This window comes from Herbiconiux sp. SALV-R1 (assembly GCF_013113715.1).
GTDB lineage: Bacteria > Actinomycetota > Actinomycetes > Actinomycetales > Microbacteriaceae > Herbiconiux.
In genome coordinates, this window is the sequence record NZ_CP053344.1 from 1382489 (window position 1) to 1402567 (window position 20079).

A 20079-nucleotide genomic window follows, 5' to 3' on the forward strand; every position below is an offset into this window, starting at 1 on the left:
AGGACGTGGAGGTCGTGGAGGTCGTGGGGGAGGACGGGAGCGACGCGCGCGGCAGCCGGGGCGGCAGGGCCGTTCAGCCCTTCACCCCGCCGTCGGAGAGCCCGGAGATGAAGCTGCGCTGGTTGAACAGGAACACGATGAGCACGGGCACCGTGGCGATGACCGTTCCGGCCATGAGCGGCCCGTACTGCACGTTGCCGCTGCCGAGGAAGCGGGCGAGAGCGAGCTGCACGGTCTGCACCTCCTGCGAACTCGTGACGACGAGGGGCCACAGGAAGTCGTCCCACACCCCGGTGAAGGAGAAGATGGCGACGACGGCGATGAGCGGTTTCGCCAGCGGCAGGTAGACACTGAAGAAGATGCGCAGCTCACCGGCCCCGTCCATCCGTGCCGCCTCGCCCAGCTCGAGCGGCGCCGAGGTGAAGAACTGACGGGCCAGGAAGATGTTCATCGGCATGACGATGTAGGGCAGGATGACGCCCGCGAGGGTGTCGAGCAGCCCGCTGCCGCCTTGCCCGAGGATGTCGTTTCCACCCACCAGCGGGATGCCCCGCGCCATGAGGAAGAGCGGGATGAGGGTGACCGAGATGGGGATGGCCGCCGTGGAGATGAGCGTGTAGAACAGCGCCTTGTTGCCCGGGAAGGGCAGCATCGCGAAGGCGTACCCGGCGAGCACGGCGAGGATGCAGTTGGTCGCCACGGTGACGAGGCCCACCACCGCGGAGTTCAGCAGGGCCCTCGCCAGGTCGGCGTCGAAGAACGCCGTCGCGTAGTTCTCGAGGGTGGGGTTGGCCGGGAACAGCGACACCGAGCCGAAGGCCTCCGACTGCGGGGTGAACGACAGCGACACCACCCAGGCGAAGGGCACCATGACCAGCACCGTGACGAGCACGAGGGTGATGATCGAACCCACTCGCCCCTCGCCGGGGGCGTGACCCCGGCGCATCCGGCGCAGCGCACTCGCCCGCCGGGTCTCGATCGACGCCGTCACTTCTGCCTCCCCATGACTCCGCGCACCGCGAGCACGGAGAAGCCGATGATGAGCGCGAACAGCACGAACGCCATGGCGGATGCGGAGCCCATCTGGTTGTACTGGAACGCCTCGGTGTAGATGAGGTAGTTCACGGTGGTGGTGCTGCCGAGCGGGCCGCCCTGGGTGAGCACGTAGATCTCGGCGAAGCCCTGGGCGAGGTAGATGATGTCCATCGCCACCACGTAGACGAGCATGGGCCGGAGGCCGGGCAGGGTGACGTAACGGAAGGTCGCCCAGCGGCCCGCCCCGTCGACCCGGGCCGCCTCGTAGAGGTCGCGCGGAATGGATTGCAGGCCGGCCAGCAGCAGCACCATGTTGCTGCCGAGCGCCTTCCAGATGCGCATCGCCGAGACGGCGTTGAGCGCCGAGTCGGAGTCGAGCAGCCAGCTCTGGGCCGGTGCCCCGAAGAAGCCGAGGACCTCGTTGAACAGGCCGGTCTGCGAGTACATCCACAGCCACACCATGCTCACCGCGGTGAGCGAGACGATGTGCGGCACGTAGAGCGCGGAGCGGAAGAGGCCGACACCCTTGAACGGGCGGTTGACCAGGAGGGCCAGGCCGAGCGCCAGGACGACCGTGATCGGCAGCACCTGCAGCACGTAGCGGCCGGTCACGAGGAGGGCGTTGCCGAAGTCGGCGTCGCCGAGCAGCTCAGCGTAGTTGTCGACGCCGGTGAACTCGGGACCGGAGCGGCTGAGCGGGCTGTAGCTCGTGAACGACAGCACGAGACCGTAGACGACGGGCACGAGCTGGAAGATGACGATGTAGAGCGCCGCGGGCAGCACGAACACGAAGCCGAAGATCGCGGTGCGGCTCCAGCGCCGGCGGCGAGGGGGCGGGGGCGGGGTCGCCCCGGCCGGCGCGCTGGCGGCGGCGACCGGGGCGATGGTGGTGGAGGTCATGGCGACTGCCGTTCTCAGCCGTTCGCGCCGAGGATCTTGTCGGCCTCCGCCGCGGCGGCGTCGAGCGCCTCCTGCGAGGTCGCGACGCCGTTCAGCGCCCGCTCGAGCTCCTTGTCGAGCGCGTCGCGCACCTGCACCCAGCCCACCACGTTCGGGTTGGCCTTCAGGAACTCCGACTGCTCGAGGAAGGTGCTGATGATGGGGCTGTTCTTCGCGTAGTCGCTGTCGGCGGCGGATGCGCGCACCGGGATGGCGCCGGTGCCCTGGGTGTACTCGGTGCTCACCTCGGGCGAGAGCATGTACTGGATGAAGTCCCAGGCGAGGTCGGGCGACTTCGAGTCGGCGTTGATCATGAGGCCGGGGCCGGCGCCACCGAAGGCCGCGGGGTCGCCGCCCTCGAAGGAGAGGGCGGGCATGACGCGCAGGTCGCGGTCGGGTGCGGCGTCGACGATCTGCTGCATCATCGGTGCGGCCTGGATGGTCATGGCCGCGCTGCCCTGCACCAGCGGCTGCTGGGCTGCCGGGGCGTTGAGGTAGTCCTCGCCGAGGTTGGCGGAGACCGCGGAGTCGCCGGTGTAGAGGCTCGTGAAGAAGTCGAGCGCGTCGACCCCCTCGCTCGAGGCGAAGGCGGCTTCGGTGCCCTCCTCGTTCACGAGCTCGCCGCCCGCGCCGAACAGGAAGGTGGCGAACGACTGCTGCCGGGCGATGGCCTGGCTGGGGGCCAGGAAGCCCGAGCGGGTGATGGTCGAGCCGTCGCGTTCGGTGAGCGTCTCCGCCGCGGTCTTCAGCTCCTCCCAGGTGGCGGGCGGGGAGTCGGGGTCGAGGCCGGCGGCGGTGAAGGCGTCGGCGTCGTACATGACGAGGTAGCCCTGCAGCGACAGCGGCATGAGGTACTGCACGCCGTCGACCTGCCCGCCGGGGAGGGCGGCGGCGAGGTCGTCGCGGTCGTCGGCGCTCATCGCGGCGACGCGCTCGTCGAGGTCGAGGATGCGGTCGTTGGCGACGAAGTCGGCGGTGGCGGCCGGTCCGTGCCCGAAGACGTCGGGTGCGGTGCCCGCGGCGAAGGCCGAGTTGAGCTTGGTGGAGATGTCGCCCCAGTCGACGAAGGTGACCTCGACGGTGGCGCCGCTCTCCTTCTCGAAGGCCGGCACGATCGTGTCGGTGACGAGGTCGATCTCGGTCTGGTTGGTGCCGGGGAGCCAGACGCTCAGGGTCTTGTCGCCTCCGTCGTCGGCGGCGTCGCCACCCGAGGCGCAGCCGCTCAGGGCGAGGGCGGCTGCTGCGCCCAGGGCGAGCAGGGTCGTGGCGCGCCGGGCATGGCGCCGCCGGGGGATGCGCGGGGAGTGAACGTCCATGTTGTGTCCTTATTCGTATTAGCAGAATAGGTGCCGGTGAGGTGTTCGGGGAAGGGTGAGTGATGCTGGTGTCGGAGGACGGAAGGGTGGGGGGTCAGGGGGTGTGCGCGGCGGCCGGCTCGTGCACCCGGGGCGCCGCCACCGTGTCGCCGGCGGGCGGGGCGCAGTGCACGGGTTCGGCGAGCGAGGAGCCCTGCGCGCCGTCGATCACCGCGAGCAGCAGTTCGACGGCCCGACGGCCCATCTCGCGACGCGGAACCCTGAGGTGGCTGAACGGGCCCTCGCCGCGCGGGTCGGAGTCGAGGCTGACGACCGAGAGGTCGGCGGGGGCTGACAGGCCTGCCTCGTCGAGGGCCGCACGCAGCGCCCGCGCCAGGTCGAAGGTCTCGACGACGACGGCGGTGCTGCCGGCGGCGAGCTGCCCCCGCGCCCACTCGGCCGTCACCTCGGCGAGTTCGCGCACCTCGACGACGACCTCGTCGAGCTCCCCGCCGGCCGCGTGCTCGAAGCCCTCGAGGCGCTCGCGCTGGGCGAAGCCGCGAAGGGGAGCTGCCAGGTAGGTGACGCGACGGTGTCCGGCCGAGGCGAGCATCCGCACCACCGGGGCCATGGCCGCCGCGTAGTCGGCGGTGACGTAGGGGATGGTGACGCCCGGCACCTCGCGGTGCCCGATGAACACGAAGGGGAAGCCCTCGTCGGCGAGCCGGGCGATCTCGTCGTCGTTGGTCTCGAAGCCGAGGATGATGGCGCCGTCGGCGAGACGCATGCGGTTGCTGCCCGAGCCGTAGATGCTGCGCGTGCCGTCGGGCTTCTGGGTGGAGGCGAACAGCACCAGGTCGAGCCCGCTCTCCACCGCCCTCTCCTCGATGCCGTTGAGGAACTCGCGGTAGTAGTCGTCGGGGGCGGTGGGGAAGACGCGCTCGAAGGTGTGCACGCCGATGAGGCCGCTGCGCCCGCCGCGAAGCGACTGCGCGGCGATGTTCGGCACGTAGCCGAGTTCGGTCATGGCCTCGCGGATGCGCTCCTGCGTCGTCTCGGGGATGCGGTTGGCGCCGGCCCGGTCATTGAGCACCATCGACACCGTCGCCTGCGACACGCCGGCGAGCCGGGCGATATCGCTCTGGCGGGGGATGCGGGGGCGGTTCACGGGGTCTCCTTCGACTGACTGAGGCGAGCATAGGCGCTGATACGTATTAGTCGCAAGTCTGGATTTCACGGGCCGCCGTGCAGAGGTCGCTTGTGGTTATACCTATAAGCGGGTAAGAACGCTCTCGACTCATCACCCGGTTCGAGGAGGAACTCGTGAGAACGAAGAGGTTCATCGCCGCCACCGTCGCGGCACTCGCCCTGGCGGGAGGGCTGCTCGTCGCCGCCCCCGCCACCCCGGCTCAGGCCGTGGGCACCACGTACTACGTCGACGCCGCGTCGGGCAGCGACAGCAACTCCGGCACGAGCGACTCGGCGCCGTGGAAGACACTCACCAAGGTGAACACGCTCACGCCCGGCCCCGGAACGCGCATCCTGCTGAAGGCCGGTTCGGTGTTCACGAACCAGTACCTCGACCTCACCGGGTCGGGCACCGCGGCCGACCCGATCGTCATCGGCCGCTACGGCACGGGGGCGCGCCCGAAGATCGACTTCGGCAACACCGCCGTCGGCGGCGAGGGCTTCGGGGTGCGCGTCACCAACGGATCGCACTGGACCATCTCCGAGCTCGAGATCACGAGCGGCCAGCACGCCACCTCGATGCGGCGCAACGGCATCCTCCTCCTCGGTGCGGGCGCGGGAGGCGGTGCGTTCACCGGCATCCGCATCCTGAACAACCACATCCACGACGTGTTCGGGCGCGACCGGCGCACGGGCGGCATCAACCTGCACGCCAGGCAGGCCTCCGCGAGCGATCCCGAGAGCACCTGGGACGACGTGCTCATCCAGGGGAACACGGTCGACAACGTCGCCGACACCGGCATCCAGACCATGACCGACGCCTACACCACCGGCTCCAGCTGGACGCACACGCTCGACGCCTTCACGAACGTGGTCATCCGCCGCAACACCGTCACGCGCATCCATCGCGACGGCATCCTGGTGCGCGCCGGCGTCGACCCCCTGGTCGAGTACAACACCACCGACCGCGTCGGCACGTACACCGAGGTGAACACCTCGGTCGTCAGCTACCTGCCCGCCGTGAGCGTGGTCGCCGCCCAGTGGGCGTACTACACCTCGGGCGCCGTGTTCCAGTACAACGAGGCCTCGCGCACCCGCCGCATCGACGGCGACGGGCAGCCCTGGGACTTCGACACGAAGGTCACGAACAGCGTCTACCAGTACAACTACAGCCATGACAACGAGGGCGGCACGCTGCTCATGATGGACCAGACCTCGAACAACGTGTTCCGCTACAACATCTCGCAGAACGACCTCGACCGCTCGAACGGCGCCATCAGCATCCCGTTCGGCGGCGGGTCGCTCGCGGTCTACAACAACGTGTTCTACCGCTCGCAGGGGCAGACCGGCCTCCTCACCACCTCGAACTCGGCGGGGGTGGCCACCTACACGAACAACGTCTACTCCAACGGCGGAACAGGCACGTACGCGATCGGCGGCGGTGCCGTCTACTCGAACAACACCTTCTTCGGGGCGAACAGCTCGGTCGCGCCGCACACCGGCAAGCTGACGAGCGACCCGCTGTTCGCCGCCCCGGGCGGGGCGACCTCGATCACGGATGCGGTCGCCGCCTATGCGCTCGGCTCGGCGTCGCCGTCGCGCGACTCCGGCGCCGTGCTGGCAACGAACGGCGGCATCGACTTCGCCGGGCGCGCGCTCTACCAGGGTGCGGGGCCCGATCGCGGGGCGGTGGAGGCCGCTGCTGCGGCGGTGCTCTCGGCCGAGACCTTCGAGGCGGGGAGCTTCGGTGGCTGGGCTGCCGTGGCGGGTTCGTGGACGGTCGGCGGTGTTCCGGGGGCGCTCCGGCAGGGCGCGGTGACCGGCGAGGCGATCGCCTCGGCGGGTTCCACCGCCTGGACCGACTACTCAGCGACGGCACGGCTCGCCGTCGCCACTCCCGACGGCAACGCCGGCCTCCTGGTGCGGTACACCGACTCGGCGAACTTCCTCATGCTGCGGCTCAACCTCGACTCGGGGGCGCTCGAGCTGTACAAGAAGGTGGCGGGAACGCTGACCCTGGTCGCCTCGCAGCCGGTGTCGGTCGACGTCGGGGAGCTGGTCTCGGTGCGTGCCGACGTGCGCGGTGCGACCGTGGAGGGTTGGCTCGACGGGAAGCGGTTGATCAGCTGGAGCAATCCCGCGGCCGAGCTCACCGCGGGCAAGGTCGGGGTGCGCACGGCGTCGTCGGCGGCCGTGGTCGACGAGGTGGTCGTGCGGGGCTGACGGCCGGCGCGGCGCGGTACGAACGTGTGCCGTGCCTCGCCGCGCCCCCAGGTCGAGGCCGCGGCTATCATCGGAGCGTGACCTGGCCCGAGGGCGACATGCCCGTGCTCACCATCTCGCCGCACACCGTCTCGGCGGAGCGCCGGCCCGTCCCGCCCGAGGCCCCCGGCGAGGTGCTCGTCGAGGTCGCGTACCTCGGCATCTGCGGCACCGACGTCGAGCTGCTGCACGATCGCAGCTACTACATCGAGCAGGGCCTCTCGAGCTACCCCGTCGTGTTCGGTCACGAGTGGACGGGCATCGTGCGGGCCGTCGCCCCGGGCGTTCGTTCGGTGGTGCCGGGCGACGCGGTGGTGGGTCAGACCCTCGTCACCTGCGGGGCCTGCGGGCCCTGTCAGTCGGGCTTCCGCTCGGCCTGTCTCGCGCACCAGGAGGTGGGGCTGCTCGGTCGCCAGGGCGCCGCGGCCCGCTACATCTCGATGCCCGCGACCGCGGTGACGACGCTGCCCGAGGGCGCGTCGCTCCGCGACGCCGTGCTCGTCGAGCCCGCGGTGACCGCCATGAACGCGCTGGTGACCACGGGCGTGCGGTTCGACGACCGCGTGGCGGTGGTGGGCACCGGCACGCTCGGGCTGCTCGCCGTGGCCATGGCGCGCACCATCACCCGGCACGTCGACGTCGTCGGCAGCAGCGAGACCGGCCTCGAGCTCGCACTCTCGCTCGGCGCCGAGCGCGCCCTCCACCTCGACGAGGCCGCCGACGACGCCTACACGGTCGTGATTGAGGCCTCGGGGAAGCCCGCCTCGGTGGCAGCGCTCGGCCGGATGCTGCGGCCGGGCGGGCGGGCGGCGCTCATCGGCGTGGTCAACCAGGAGGTGCCGGGCTTCCTGCCCTCGCTGCTCACCATGAAGGGGCTGTCGGTGCACGGCATCTTCCACGGCCTCGACCACTACGGTGCGACCGCCGAGATGATCACCGCGCCGGGCTTCCCGGCCGGGCTGCTCATCGACCGGGTACTGCCCTGGAGCGAAGCGGCCGAGGCCTTCCGCCTCCTCGCCGGGCGGGAGCTCGAGCGGCCGAAGATCCTGCTCGACCTCAGCACGATGCGATAGCGGGCGGGTGTCGGTGGCTGCGGGTAGACAGGAGTCATGCCAGGCACCGTCACCGCTCCGCTCCTGCGCATCCGCCGCATCTACGCCGAGGCGGCTGCGCTCGAGCTGCCGCGCGGCCGCGACGTGGTGGCCCGCTGGCCCGAGGCCGAGATCGTTCCGGTCGAGTCGCACTGGCAGATCCCCGAGGTGCACGGCGACGAGGCCAACGTCGCCCGCTGGGTGCGCATCAAGACCGAGGCGCTGGTGCTCGGCGTCAAGAAGTCGCTCGTCACGCGGCCCAACGGGCGCTCGGCCGACTTCATCGCCCCCTCCACGGCCAACGGATGCGCGATGGCCTGCGCCTACTGCTACGTGCCGCGGCGCAAGGGGTACAGCAACCCCGTGACGGTGTTCGCCAACATCGACCAGATCGAGGCGCACCTCGCGCGGCACATCAAGCGGCACGGGGCGAAAGCCGAGCCGAATCAGTGCGACCCCGAGGCCTGGGTGTACGACATCGGCGAGAACAGCGACTGCTCGGCCGACGCGCTGCTCTCCGAGAACGTGCGGCAGCTGTGCGAGCTGTTCCGCATGTCTCCGACGGCGAAGGCCTCGTTCGCCACCAAGTACGTCAACCGCGAGCTCCTCGAGTGGGACCCGGTGGGCCGCACGCGCATCCGGTTCTCGCTCATGCCGGCCGAGACGGCGAAGCTCACCGACATCCGCACCTCGCCGGTGGCGGAGCGCATCGCCGCCGTCAACGATTTCGTCGACGCCGGCTTCGAAGTGCACCTCAACTTCTCGCCCGTCATCCTCACCCCCACCTGGGAGCGCGACTGGGCCGAGCTGCTCACCGAGGTCGACGACACGCTGCACCCGGCGGCGAAGGAGCAGCTCGCCGCCGAGGTCATCCTGCTCACCCACAACGAGAGGCTGCACGAGGTGAACCTCGGCTGGCACCCGAAGGCCGAGCAGCTGCTCTGGCAGCCCGCCCTGCAGGAGCAGAAGCTCTCTGAGAACGGCGCCGTGAACGTGCGCTACCGGCGCGAGCTGAAGGCCGACGCGGTGGCGCGGTTCCGCGCGCTGGTCGCCCGCCATCTGCCCTCCTGCCGCATCCGCTATGCGTTCTGAGGAGAGCGGGCGCGAGCAGCGCACCCCCATCGCGAGCCTCGAGCTGCTCCTCGACGCGGGGCTCGAGGGCCGGGTGCGCGCAGAGTGGGAGGCGCTCTCGGCCGCCGGGCTGTCGAGCCTCGGCGCGCACACCTCGCCGAGCAACCGGCCCCACATCACCCTGCTCGTGCGCGACGCGGGTGCCGCGCTGCCCGGCGCTGAACAGCTCGCTGGGGCGATCGGGCCGCTCCTGCCCCTGCCGCTCGAGCTCAGCGGGCTCCTACTCTTCGGCAGCGGCCCCCGGAGGGTGCTGGCGCGCGGCGTGGTGGTGACCGAACCGCTGCTGCGGCTGCACCGCGAGGTGCACGCGCTGGCGGTCGAGGGCCGCGACACCGACCGCCCGCACACCCGCCCGGGGGAGTGGACGCCCCACCTCACCCTCGCGCGGCGGCTGCGCGTCGAGACGACGGCCGAAGCGCTGCGCGCCCTCGACGAGGTGTCGACGGTCGACCCCGCGGCGCCCCCCGCCGGCGAGATCATCGGCCTCAGGCACTGGAACGCCGCGACCTCGACCGTCATCGACGTCGTTCCCTGAGGTCGGCTCCCGCCCGTCGTTTCCCCCCTCGGCCTCCCGCCCGTCGGCGCGCACCGCTAGCGTTGACCCATGTCGCACCGCATCTTCGGCACCCCCTTCGCCGCCATCTACCCGCACTACCTGGCCAAGGCCGAGCGCAAGGGCCACGGCAAGGCCGAGGTCGACGAGGTCATCTCCTGGCTCACCGGCTACGACGCCGCCGAGCTCGAGCGCGTGATCGCCGACGACACCACCCTCGAGGCGTTCTTCGCCGAGGCGCCCGCCCTCAACCCGAACGCCGAGCTCATCACGGGGGTGATCTGCGGGCTGCGCGTCGAAGAGATCGACGACCCGCTCATGCAGAAGATCCGTTGGATGGACAAGCTCGTCGACGAGGTCGCCCGCGGCAAGAAGATGAGCTCGATCCTGCGCGGCTGATCACGCCGACGGGCCACCCGGCGCCCGGTGCGCCACCGCCAGCAGCAGGTGGCACGGCTCGGCGCCGGCGCTCCACCGGTGGGGCACGTTCGACGGGTGCGTGAGCGCACCGCCCGCCTCCACCACCCAGCTGCCCTCGCCGGCCAGCTCGACCGTCACCCTGCCCTCCACGACGAAGAGGGTCTGCTCGCCGTCGCCGGTGAACCAGCCGCCGAGCGTCTCTCCCGGTCGCACGCGATACTCCACCACCTCGAGCGGATGCCCGGCGCCGATGGTGAGGAGGCGCCCCGAGGCGGAGTCGGCCTCGGGGGAGACGGGCAGCATCCGGCCCCCGTCGGCGGCGACGTGCAGGATGTCGGGGGTCGACACGGCCTCGGGCAGCAGGGAGCTCACCGACACCCCGAGGGCGGCGGCGATGCGGTACAGGGTCGCCAGCGACGGAGCGGTGTGTCCGCGTTCGATCTGGCTGAGGAACGGCTGGCTCACCTCGCAGCGCGCGGCCAGCGCCCGCATCGACAGACCGGCGCGGGAGCGGGCGTCTTTCACCAGGCGGCCGATCGACGAGGAGGGGACCTCCGCGCTCGCTGCGGACTCGTCGTGCATGGGCTACACCGTATACCGGGCGCCGGGATGGTCGGCGGGCAACCGCGCCGTCCCCCCGGTGAGCATCTCGCGCAGCGTGCCTCGCCGGGGCTCCTCGGGCAGGAGCCCTCGCTCGCGCAGCAGCGGCATCACCTGGTCGATGAAGTCGCGGTAGGTCGCGACCCCGCCCACGGAGTGCTCGACCAGGAAGCCGTCGACGTCGGTGCGGGCGACGATCTCCTCGATCTGCTGCGCGACGCTCTCGGGGGTGCCCGTGACCTTGTAGCCGCCCATCGTCTCCCGCAGCCGGTCGAGCACGCCGCCCACGGTGAGCTCGGGGTCTTGGTACTGGGCGAGCAGCGACTGACCGACCTCGGTGCGGATCTCGGCGAGGGTCGCCTCCGGGTCGAGCGAGAGCAGGTCGACACCGCTCCAGCCCATGAACAGGGCGCCCATGGCCTCGCGGCTCGGCGCCGTGGTCAGCTCCTCACGGCGGCGCCTCGCCTCGGTCTCCGTCGGCGCCACCACCACCGACAGCCCGTTCACGAGGCGCAGCGACCGGGGGTCGCGGCCGTGCGAGGCGGCCCGGGCGCGCAGCTCGCGCACCAGCTCTGCACCCTTGTCGATGCTCCGCTCCTGGATGAAGACGCACTCGGCGTAGGTGGCCGCGAAGTCTTTGCCGCGGGTCGACGCCCCCGCCTGGAACAGGGTGGGGGTGCGCTGCGGCGAGGGCGGCACGGGGTAGTAGCCCTCGAGGTCAAAGTGCTCGCCGTGGTGCTCGATCTCGTGCAGGCGGTCGAGGTCGACGAGTTCGCGATCGTGCTTGCGCATCACCAGCGCGCCGTCTTCCCACGACCCCTCCCAGAGCTTCAGCGAGAGGTCGACGAACTCGTCGGCGCGGCGGTAGCGCTCGTCGTGGGGCGTCACGCCCGTCTCGCCGAGCAGCTTCACCATCGCCTCCTGGTTGTCGGAGGTGACGATGTTCCAGCCGATGCGACCGGCCGTGAGGTGGTCGACGGTCGAGAAGCGGCGGGCGTTGGTGAACGGCCGTTCGGCGGTGGTCGAGGTCGTCACCACGAAGCCGAGCCGGTCGACGGTGGCCGCGAGACCGGTGATGAGGCTGAGCGGCTCCAGCACCGGGAACTGCACCCCCTCGCGGAGCGCCACCTCCGAGGCGCCCTCCGCCGTCATGGGGTAGCCCAGCGCCTCGGCGAAGAACAGGAAGTCGAACCCGCCCGCGTCGAGCGCCCGCGCCAGCTCCTGCCAGTAGGCCAGCGAGGTGAAGGCGCCGGTGTCGGAATCAGGGTGGCTCCAGGCGTTGCTGAGGAAGGTGGGGCCGACGATCTCGAAGGCTCCCAGCACGATCTGCTTCATGACGAGGATGCTCGCAGTGATTGCTCCTGCTTATCAAGACCTCGCCGCATCAGTTTACGAGGCCGTAACGCGGAGGGCCGGCCGCGCGCCTGCCAGAATGGGCTCATCACTCTCTCTTCAGACGAGCGCCGAGGCGCCGAGACGACCCCGCCGGCGAGGCTGGCGCGCGCCTATTTCGCCGTGCAGGCCCTGTGCGGCGCGGTGTGGTGGGTCGCGGTGTTCACGATTCCGTGGGTGAGGGAGGCGACCCTCGGCATCCTCGACCCGGTCGCCGTCGCCGCGCTCGACATCCCGCTCTTCGTCGTCGCGTCGGCGCTCGCTGCGACACCCCTCCGCATCGCGCGAGGCGTCTCCCTCGTGGTCGCCGCCTGGACGGCCCTCGTCACCCTGGCGCTCGCCCTTCTCGCCACCCTCGGGGGAGGCGCCGGGTGGGGGGTGCTCATCATGGTGGCGGCGACCGGGGGATCGCTCGTGGCCGCCACGGCGTTGATGCTCGGGCGTGTGCCCACCGAGTGGATCGTCACCGGCCCCTTCGCCTTCCGGCCGGCGGATGCGCGCCGCGGCCCGGCCGTGAACCTCGCGGTGACGGCGGCGCAGATCGTGGTGTTCTGGGGGGTCTTCTTCGTCGTGATCCCGCTGGTCATCACGGCCTTGGAGCACCGGTGGAGGGTGGGACTGCCGCTCGCCGCCCTGGGCGTGGTGACGCCCCCGGTGGTGACCACGGCCGTCACGGTGATCGGAGCCGTCGTGTTCGTGGTCGCGGGCGCACTGGGGCTCTGGTCGGCGGCGATCATGGCGGTTCAGGGTGGCGGCACGCCGCTGCCCTCCGAGATGGCCAACCGACTGGTCGTCGTGGGCCCCTACCGCTGGGTGCGTAACCCCATGGCGGTCGCGGGGATCGTCCAGGGCGTCGCGGTCGGGCTGCTGCTCGGGTCGTGGCTCGTCGTCGCGTACGCCCTGGCGGGCTCACTGCTGTGGAACCTGGTCGTGCGGCCCTACGAGGAGGCCGACCTGGAGGAACGCTTCGGCGACGACTTCCGCCGGTATCGTGACGCGGTGCGCTGCTGGGTGCCCTCCGCGCATCCGTACCGCTGATTCACCGGAGACCGGAGCGGTTCCCCTCAGGCGTCGAAGCGCGCTCCCGAGGGAACGGGTGCCGTCAGCGTGAACACCAGCAGGATGATGCCGCCGACCACCGGCACGAAGCCGATCAGGATCCACAGCGCGCTGTGATCGGTGTCGTGCAGGCGGCGCGCCAGCAGGGCGAAGCCCGGCACGAAGGTGGCGACGGCCCAGATGCCCCAGAGCACGAACACGACGATCGCGCCCGCTCCGGGAGGCGCATAGGTGCCGTCGAGCTGGATGCCGTAGCCGCCGAGCAGCAGCGCCGCCGTGTTGAAGACAGTGTTCACGATGACGGCGACGAGGTACCACCACCAGTACTCGGCACGGCCGGCGCGGCCGGTGAACACGGAGTACTTCTTCCAGAACCGCGAGACGGCTTCGCCGAACGGCGCACCGTAGTACGGCTGGTCGAGCGGAACGGATGCGGGCGCGACGGGCGCAGCTGATGTCATGACGGTGTCCCCCAAGGTGTCGATGAGCTGTGAGGCGAGACTATCGCTTCAGCCGCCCGTCTTCAGCCGCGGGTGAACCCCAGATCGGAGGCGAGTCGTTCGGTGAGCAGGGCGTAGTAGGCGTCGAGGTCGCTGACCGACCCGACCAGGTGGCCGAACAGCTCGAACGAGAGCGTGCCGAAGACGGTGGTCCAGGCCATGAGGGTGCGCACGACGAGTTCGAGCGGCACCTCCTCGGTCTCGTCGACGAGGCCCCGGTGGCGCACGAAGCCGATCGCCCCGGCGACGGCTGCACGATCGGCGGCCTCCTCGGGCGACCCCGGGGTCGACGGGCCGTCGGCGACGACGAGGGTGCCGGCCCGGTAGGCGTCGATGACGATGCCGAGGATGGAGACGATCACCCTGGTGGCGGGCTCCACCGTGGTCTGCGGGGCGGCGTAGCCCGGCACGGGGGAGCCGTAGAGCAGGGCGTAGTCGCCCGGGTTCGCGAGGGCCCAGCCGCGGATGCCGGCGATGACCGCCGCCCAGCGCAGCCGCACGGCGTCGCGATCGGTGACCGCAGCATCCGCCGCCTCGGCCGCGGCACCCAGGTCGTCGTACGCGAGCACGAGCAGGGCGGTGAGCAGCTCGTCGCGGCTGGCGAAGTAGCGGTACACCGCAGACGACACCATGCCGACGTCGCGGGCCACCGCGCGGAGCGAGAGAGCGGCGGGCCCCTCCTCCGCGAGCCGCACGCGGGCGGCGGCGAGGATGTCGGCGGTGATCTGCTCCCGCGCCCGGGCCCGCGCCGTCTTCGCTCGTGGTGTCGCCGTGCTCATCACCCCACTGTGCCGCATCGGCGAGAGCATGTGCAACAAACGAGAGCAGTGCTCTTGCTTTTTCGCAGCTCCGGTGTCATCCTCGTTGTGAGAGCGGTGCTCTCGATTTGAGAGGAGAAGACCATGACCGATCGACACGTCATCGTGGGGGCGGGCCCCGTCGGGCGCCACGTCGCAGCACTGCTGGCCGAGCGCGGCTCGGAGGTGGTGGTCGTCACCCGCTCCGGGCGGGAGACCGGCATCCCCGGCGTCACGGGGGTGCGGGCCGACGCCGGCGACGCCGAGGCGCTGTCGCGAGTGGCCGACGGGGCGTCGGTGCTCTACAACTGCGCCAACCCGGGCGACTACACGCAGTGGGAGACGAGCTGGCCGCCGCTCGCCGCCGCGCTGCTCGAGGCGTCTCGCCGCTCCGGAGCGGTGTACGCCATCACGGGCAACCTCTACCCCTACGGTCCGGTCGACGGGCCGATGGCCGAGGAGCTGCCCGACGCGGCGACCGACCACAAGGGCCGGCTGCGGGCGCGCATGTGGGCCGAGGCGCGAGCCGAGCACGAGGCGGGGCGGATGCGCGCCGTCGAGGTGCGCGGCTCCGACTACGTGGGCCCGGGGGTGGGTCAGAACGGGCACATCACCCGGCAGCTGCCGACGGCGCGGGCGGGGAAGCGGGCGCGGGTGTTCGGCGATCCCGATCTGCCGCACAGCTTCACCGACGTGCTCGACGTGGCGCGTGTGCTCGTCGCGGCTGCCGAAGACCCCTCTGCGCACGGGAGGGTCTGGCACGTGCCCACCAACGCGCCGCGGAGCCAGCGCCAGACGCTGACCGACGTGCTCGCGGCCGGTGGGCTGCCCGCGGTGCCGGTGAGCAGCATCCCGGTGCCTCTCACGAAGCTCGGCTCCGTGTTCTCGCCGATGCTGCGCGAGCTCGGCGAGCTCTCCTACCAGTGGTCGCGCCCCTACGTGCTCGACGACTCGGCGTCGCGCGCGCACTTCGGCCTCGAGCCCACGCCGTGGGACGAGGTGTGCCGGCGCACCATCGCGGAGTACCGGGTGCCTCAGCCGGTGTAGCGGCTCAGCGTCTCAGCCCGAGTAGTTCTGCACCTGCAGCTTCTCGGGCCTGATGAGGTAGGCGGCGAGCCCGCTGCGCAGCTCGTAGGGCTCGCCGGTGTACGCGACCGCGATGCGATCGACGATCTCCATCGCTTCCGCGCCGACCACCCGCCGGGTCGCGACGCCCCGCACGGAGGCCATGTCGAGCGGGTTCTCGGGGTTCGTCACCGAGATCGCCACGCGCGGGTCGCGCTGGAGGTTCTTGTCCTTCCGGGAGTCGGCGATCATGAAGACGGCGAGGCTCTCGCCCTCCACGCCCACCCACACCGGTACGGAGTGCGGTGCCCCGTCGGGCAGCAGGGTGGCGAGGTGCGCGACCGCCGCGCGCTCGAAGTACGGTCGGGTGCTCTCCCAGGTGGCCATGACTCCCAGCCTACGAGTCGGCGCCGACGAGCGGGGCGACCTCGTCGAGAGCCGGGCCGAATCCGCTCTGGGCGGACAGCTCAGGCCGAGCGGGGCTCGCGGGCGTCGGCCGAACCGCTGCCCGCGATCGCGGCGGCCCACTCGGCGGCGAGGGCGTCGAGCGACAGTCCGAGCGTGGCGGCCAGCGCCGCGATCACGCCGAAGGCGGGGCTCGGGAGCCGGCCGGTCTCGATCTTGCGCAGTGTCTCGGGGGAGATGCCGGCATCGGTGGCGACCTCGGCCAAGGTGCGGCCGACGCGTGCCGCGCGGAGCAGCTCGCCGAGACGGCGGCCCGCCTCGAGCTGTTCGGGGGTGAGCGGTGCGCGCACCATCAGGCGGATCCTCCCTCGATCGAGCCGTGTTCCAGGAGCGGTATTTTCATCCCGCTGAACGGTATTATCATACCAGCATGATCGAGCTGCATATCCCCTCCGAGATCGACGAGATGCGCGCGGCAGGCGCCTTCGTGCGCGCCACCCTCGACGAGCTCTCCGCCCGCGCCGCCGTCGGGGTGAACCTGCTCGACCTCGAGCAGGGCGCCCGCGACGCCATCGCGCGCCGGGGCGCCGAGTCGTGCTACTGGGACTACGCGCCCTCCTTCGGCAACGGCCCCTTCCGCAACACCATTTGCCTCTCGGTCAACGACGCGGCACAGCACGGCCTCCCGCACGACTACGCCCTGCGCGACGGCGACGTGCTGAGCCTCGACTTCGCCGCCTCCGTCGACGGCTGGGTGGCCGACGCCGCCGTCACCGTCGTGGTGGGTGAGGCCGCGGCCGACGACCTCGCGCTCATCCGTTCGACCGAAGAGGCGCTCGCCGCGGGCATCGCCGCCGCGGTGCCGGGCAACCGGATCGGCGACCTCTCTGCGGCGATCGGGGCGGTGGCTGCCCGCTACGGCTACCCGGTCAACCGCGAGTTCGGCGGGCACGGCGTCGGCCGCACGATGCACGGCGACCTCTTCATCTGCAACACCGGCCGCCCGGGCCGCGGCTACCGTCTCCGACCCGGCCTCGTGTTCGCGCTCGAGCCGTGGTGGGCGAAGACGACGGCGCGCATCCGCATGGACCCCGACGGGTGGACCGTGCGCTCCGCCGATGGCAGTCGCGCCGCCCACACCGAGCACACCATCGCCGTCACGGAGGACGGCCCGGTCGTGCTGACGGCGTGAGCGGGGCCGGCCCCGCGCTCGATCGAACCCGCGCTCAGTCGCGCTGGTCGGTGCCCGGCGCTCCCTTGCGGGTGCCCTCCGGGTGGTCGAGGCTGTGGCCGAGCTCGGCGCTCGACGGGTTCGCGTAGTGTGAGACCGCCGGGTCGTCGTCGCTCCGGGCCGCATCGGCGACGTTCTTCTTGTCGTAGAACTCGGCGTCGGCGCGCTCCTGCGCGTCGCGCCCCGCCGCCTTCTCGTCGTGGGTCGCCTCGTCGGAACCGCTCATGATGGGCTCGTCCTGCGTGTTCGGATCGCTCATGATCGTGACCCTAGCCCTGAGGCGCAGGTCCCGCATCCGTCCCAGGCCATGAGGGGAGAGACCGAGGCCCGCTCAGCGCCGCTCGGCCGGCCCGCCCTCACGCGTGTGCTCGGGCAGGCCGCCGTGGTCGGGCGCGACGTGCGCGAGCACGCGGGCCCACTGGGTGGCGAGCGCGAGGGCGCCGCCTCCGCTCACCCGCACCACCCGCGAGGTGCGGATGCGACGGCGGTACCAGTTGCCGTCGTAGCGATCGACGGTGCTCATGTCATCGGCGTAGGCGAGGCGCACCTCGGCCCTGATGTTCTTCAGCTCCTTCGACCACGACGCGTCGACGAGGGCGCGACGGTCGGCCTCGACGCCCGCGGCGCCCTGCAGCGAGGCCTCTTCGAGCATCCGGTCGAGGCGGTTGCTCAGCCCGGGCCGATCGAGCAGCGGGTCGTCGGAGGGGATGCCGAGCGCCTCCGTGCCGAACGGGGGCACGGCCTGCAGCGAGGGGTCGAAGACGAAGCCGTTCGGGGCGGCGGTCTGGAACGTCACCACCCGGTCGACGAGCTGCGGATGCCGGGCCGCGAGCGAGAGCGCCACCATGCCGCCGGTGCCCCAGCCCACGACACCCACCGGCCCCAGGTCGCCCGCGCCCGAGTCGCGGGCCACCACGCGCGCGTGCACGAGGTACTCGGCGAGGTCGTCGGCTCGGTCGTGGATGCCGGTGCGGTCGGCGCGCGCCCCGTCGGCCTGCTCGGCGAGCGGGGGCGTCGACCCGTAGCCGGGCCGGTCGAGGGTGACGAGATGGGCCCCCCAGCGGCTCGTCACCTCGGGGTCGGGGTCGAACAACCCCGCCCCGGGGGTCGGCAGGCAGAACAGCACCAGCCGCTCCGCCAGCGGGTCGCCCGCCGCCGAGACCCCCACGGTCTGTCCGGAGGGAAGAGTCATCAGATGATGCGCCACTCGATCGCGCCTCCTGTTGTCGCCGTCCTCCCCTTCTACGCCACCCCCGGCCGTGAGCCAAGGGGGTTGCTCAGTTCGTGCGGAGCTCCAGGTACTTCGCGATGAGCGACTTCGTCGACGAGTCCTGCGACTCGAGCGCCGCGGCATCGCCGTCGACGGCCGGCGCGATCTGCAGGGCGAGCTGCTTGCCGAGCTCGACGCCCCACTGGTCGAACGAGTCGATGCCCCAGATGGTGCCCTCGGTGAACACGATGTGCTCGTACAGCGCGATCAGCTGGCCGACGACCGACGGGGTGAGCGCCGGCGCGAGGATCGACGTGGTCGGCCGGTTGCCGCTGAACACCCGGGCGGGGACGACCGATTCGGCCGTGCCCTCCGCACGCACCTCATCCGCCGTCTTCCCGAACGCCAGGGCCTTGGTCTGGGCGAAGAAGTTGGCGAGGAAGAGCGCGTGCACGTCGGCGCCCGGCTGCACGGCGTGCCCGTCGCCGGTGCCGTCCTTGAGCGGATGCGCGGGGTTGGCCACCGCGATGAAGTCGGCGGGGATGAGCCGGGTGCCCTGGTGGATGAGCTGGTAGAAGGCGTGCTGACCGTTGGTGCCGGGCTCGCCCCAGAAGATCTCGCCGGTGTCGGTGGTGACGGGGGAGCCGTCCCAGCGCACGCTCTTGCCGTTCGACTCCATGGTGAGCTGCTGCAGGTACGCCGGGAAGCGGTGCAGGTACTGCGCGTACGGCAGCACGGCGTGGCTCTGCGCGCCCAGGAAGTTCGTGTACCAGACGTTGAGCAGGCCCATCAGCACGGGAACGTTGCGCTCGAGCGGGGTGGTGCGCATGTGCTCGTCGATGGCGTGGAAACCGGCCAGGAAGTCACGGAAGCCGTCGGGGCCGATGGCGATGGCGACGCTCGTGCCGATGGCGGAGTCGACCGAGTAGCGGCCGCCCACCCAGTCCCAGAAGCCGAAGGCGTTCTCGGGGTCGATGCCGAAGGCGGCCACCTTGTCGAGAGCGGTCGACACCGCGACGAAGTGCTTGGCGACCGCGGCGGTGCGGGCGTCCTCATCGTCGGCGATGGCTCCGGATGCGCCCAGCCGCTCCCACAGCCACTGCCGGGCCAGTCGGGCGTTGGTGAGCGTCTCGAGCGTGCCGAAGGTCTTCGAGGCGACGATGAAGAGCGTGGTCTCGGGGTCGAGGTCTGCGGTCTTCTCGTAGATGTCGGAGGGGTCGATGTTCGAGACGAAGCGGGCCTCGAGGCCCTCCTGCACGTACGGCTTCAGTGCCTCGTAGACCATCACGGGGCCGAGGTCGCTGCCGCCGATGCCGATGTTCACGACGGTCTCGATGCGCTTGCCGGTCACGCCCGTCCACTCGCCGGAGCGCACGCGGTCGGCGAACGCGAACACCTTGTCGAGCGTTCCCTGCACCTCGGAGTCGATGTCGGCGCCGTCGACGACGAACCCGGAGGCGGGGTCGAGGCGTGCCGCAGCATCCGTTCCCGGTGCAGGGCGGCGGAGGGCGGTGTGCAGCACGGCACGGTCTTCGGTGACGTTGATGTGCTCGCCCTCGATCATCGCCTGGTAGCGGCCGGACACGCCGGCGGCCTCGGCGACCTCGAGCAGGTGGGCGAGGATCTCCTCGGTGACGAGGTTCTTCGACAGGTCGACCGTGAGGTCGCCGGCCTGGAAGGTGTAGCGCCCGGCGCGCTCGGGTTCGGCGGCGAACCAGGCGCGCAGGTCGGGGGCGAACCCGTCGGCGATGCCTTGCAGGCCCTTCCAGGCGTCGGTGGTCGTGGGGTCGAGGGGCGGCTGTTCGGCCATGACATCTCCTGAGGCTCGTCTGCGACTCGGGGCGTCGCCAGGCGACCCCCACCCCCACGAACTTACCGCCCCGGGGGCGGGTCGAGTTGTTATCGT

Annotated in this window: 21 protein-coding genes; 8 read left to right on the forward strand and 13 right to left on the reverse strand. The window is 71.3% G+C overall.

The window, feature by feature from the left end; translation table 11 throughout:
- Positions 1 to 73: 73 nt before the first annotated feature.
- The 4 genes from HL652_RS06695 to HL652_RS06710 form a co-directional block, all read right to left on the reverse strand.
- Positions 74 to 991: a carbohydrate ABC transporter permease gene (locus tag HL652_RS06695; RefSeq protein ID WP_171704608.1), complete on the reverse strand. Its 918-nt coding sequence runs from the start codon at positions 989 to 991 to the stop codon at positions 74 to 76.
- Complete coding sequence (locus HL652_RS06700) at positions 988 to 1935, reverse strand: carbohydrate ABC transporter permease (RefSeq protein WP_171704609.1); 948 nt, start codon at positions 1933 to 1935, stop codon at positions 988 to 990. The genes HL652_RS06695 and HL652_RS06700 overlap by 4 nt, the downstream gene beginning before the upstream one ends.
- Positions 1936 to 1949: 14 nt before the next feature.
- Positions 1950 to 3290, reverse strand: a complete 1341-nt coding sequence (locus HL652_RS06705; protein WP_171704610.1) for an ABC transporter substrate-binding protein — start codon at positions 3288 to 3290, stop codon at positions 1950 to 1952.
- Positions 3291 to 3384: 94 nt separating this feature from the next.
- Positions 3385 to 4437, reverse strand: coding sequence for a LacI family DNA-binding transcriptional regulator (locus HL652_RS06710; protein ID WP_171704611.1), 1053 nt, complete (start codon positions 4435 to 4437; stop codon positions 3385 to 3387).
- A gap of 155 nt (positions 4438 to 4592) precedes the next feature.
- Here HL652_RS06710 and HL652_RS06715 point away from each other — a divergent pair, with 155 nt between their 5' ends.
- From HL652_RS06715 to HL652_RS06735, 5 genes are all read left to right on the forward strand, one after another.
- The gene (locus tag HL652_RS06715) at positions 4593 to 6680 is read left to right on the forward strand and encodes a right-handed parallel beta-helix repeat-containing protein (RefSeq protein WP_171704612.1); all 2088 of its coding nucleotides are present in this window, start codon (positions 4593 to 4595) and stop codon (positions 6678 to 6680) included.
- A 77-nt stretch (positions 6681 to 6757) separates the two neighbouring features.
- On the forward strand, positions 6758 to 7792 hold the full coding sequence (locus HL652_RS06720; protein WP_171704613.1) for a zinc-dependent alcohol dehydrogenase: 1035 nt from the start codon (positions 6758 to 6760) through the stop codon (positions 7790 to 7792).
- A 36-nt stretch (positions 7793 to 7828) separates the two neighbouring features.
- Positions 7829 to 8902 (forward strand): spore photoproduct lyase family protein, encoded by a 1074-nt coding sequence (locus HL652_RS06725; protein ID WP_171704614.1) that lies wholly within the window; start codon positions 7829 to 7831, stop codon positions 8900 to 8902.
- Complete coding sequence (locus HL652_RS06730; protein ID WP_171704615.1) at positions 8892 to 9476, forward strand: 2'-5' RNA ligase family protein; 585 nt, start codon at positions 8892 to 8894, stop codon at positions 9474 to 9476. Before HL652_RS06725 ends, HL652_RS06730 begins: the two co-directional genes overlap by 11 nt.
- A gap of 69 nt (positions 9477 to 9545) precedes the next feature.
- On the forward strand, positions 9546 to 9893 hold the full coding sequence (locus tag HL652_RS06735) for a DUF2200 domain-containing protein (RefSeq protein ID WP_171704616.1): 348 nt from the start codon (positions 9546 to 9548) through the stop codon (positions 9891 to 9893).
- Here HL652_RS06735 and HL652_RS06740 read toward each other — a convergent pair whose 3' ends face one another.
- Together HL652_RS06740 and HL652_RS06745 are read right to left on the reverse strand one after the other, a co-directional pair.
- Positions 9894 to 10496, reverse strand: coding sequence for a helix-turn-helix domain-containing protein (locus HL652_RS06740; RefSeq protein WP_171704617.1), 603 nt, complete (start codon positions 10494 to 10496; stop codon positions 9894 to 9896).
- 3 nt (positions 10497 to 10499) lie between these two features.
- Positions 10500 to 11849, reverse strand: coding sequence for an NtaA/DmoA family FMN-dependent monooxygenase (locus HL652_RS06745; RefSeq protein WP_171704618.1), 1350 nt, complete (start codon positions 11847 to 11849; stop codon positions 10500 to 10502).
- Positions 11850 to 12083: 234 nt separating this feature from the next.
- Between HL652_RS06745 and HL652_RS06750 the strand changes: the two genes are divergently transcribed.
- Entirely contained in the window at positions 12084 to 12944 is an 861-nt protein-coding gene (locus HL652_RS06750; RefSeq protein ID WP_371743596.1) for a methyltransferase family protein, read from the forward strand.
- A 26-nt stretch (positions 12945 to 12970) separates the two neighbouring features.
- Here the strand turns inward: HL652_RS06750 and HL652_RS06755 are convergent, their stop codons facing one another.
- A complete protein-coding gene (locus HL652_RS06755) occupies positions 12971 to 13426 on the reverse strand; it encodes a DUF805 domain-containing protein (RefSeq protein ID WP_171704620.1) in 456 nt (151 codons plus the stop codon).
- A gap of 62 nt (positions 13427 to 13488) precedes the next feature.
- Complete coding sequence (locus tag HL652_RS06760; RefSeq protein ID WP_171704621.1) at positions 13489 to 14244, reverse strand: TetR/AcrR family transcriptional regulator; 756 nt, start codon at positions 14242 to 14244, stop codon at positions 13489 to 13491.
- Positions 14245 to 14367: 123 nt separating this feature from the next.
- Between HL652_RS06760 and HL652_RS06765 the strand changes: the two genes are divergently transcribed.
- Positions 14368 to 15309, forward strand: a complete 942-nt coding sequence (locus tag HL652_RS06765; RefSeq protein WP_171704622.1) for an NAD-dependent epimerase/dehydratase family protein — start codon at positions 14368 to 14370, stop codon at positions 15307 to 15309.
- Between the two features lie 12 nt (positions 15310 to 15321).
- Here HL652_RS06765 and HL652_RS06770 read toward each other — a convergent pair whose 3' ends face one another.
- Together HL652_RS06770 and HL652_RS06775 are read right to left on the reverse strand one after the other, a co-directional pair.
- The gene (locus HL652_RS06770) at positions 15322 to 15714 is read right to left on the reverse strand and encodes a TIGR03618 family F420-dependent PPOX class oxidoreductase (RefSeq protein WP_171704623.1); all 393 of its coding nucleotides are present in this window, start codon (positions 15712 to 15714) and stop codon (positions 15322 to 15324) included.
- A gap of 80 nt (positions 15715 to 15794) precedes the next feature.
- Positions 15795 to 16085, reverse strand: coding sequence for a helix-turn-helix domain-containing protein (locus HL652_RS06775; RefSeq protein ID WP_171704624.1), 291 nt, complete (start codon positions 16083 to 16085; stop codon positions 15795 to 15797).
- Positions 16086 to 16162: 77 nt separating this feature from the next.
- Between HL652_RS06775 and map the strand changes: the two genes are divergently transcribed.
- Positions 16163 to 16924 (forward strand): type I methionyl aminopeptidase, encoded by a 762-nt coding sequence (gene map, locus HL652_RS06780; protein WP_171704625.1) that lies wholly within the window; start codon positions 16163 to 16165, stop codon positions 16922 to 16924.
- Between the two features lie 34 nt (positions 16925 to 16958).
- Here the strand turns inward: map and HL652_RS06785 are convergent, their stop codons facing one another.
- From HL652_RS06785 to pgi, 3 genes are all read right to left on the reverse strand, one after another.
- Complete coding sequence (locus tag HL652_RS06785) at positions 16959 to 17222, reverse strand: hypothetical protein (protein WP_171704626.1); 264 nt, start codon at positions 17220 to 17222, stop codon at positions 16959 to 16961.
- A 72-nt stretch (positions 17223 to 17294) separates the two neighbouring features.
- Positions 17295 to 18155: an alpha/beta fold hydrolase gene (locus HL652_RS06790; RefSeq protein WP_171704627.1), complete on the reverse strand. Its 861-nt coding sequence runs from the start codon at positions 18153 to 18155 to the stop codon at positions 17295 to 17297.
- A gap of 85 nt (positions 18156 to 18240) precedes the next feature.
- Positions 18241 to 19983, reverse strand: a complete 1743-nt coding sequence (pgi, locus tag HL652_RS06795; RefSeq protein ID WP_171704628.1) for a glucose-6-phosphate isomerase — start codon at positions 19981 to 19983, stop codon at positions 18241 to 18243.
- Positions 19984 to 20079 lie beyond the last annotated feature (96 nt).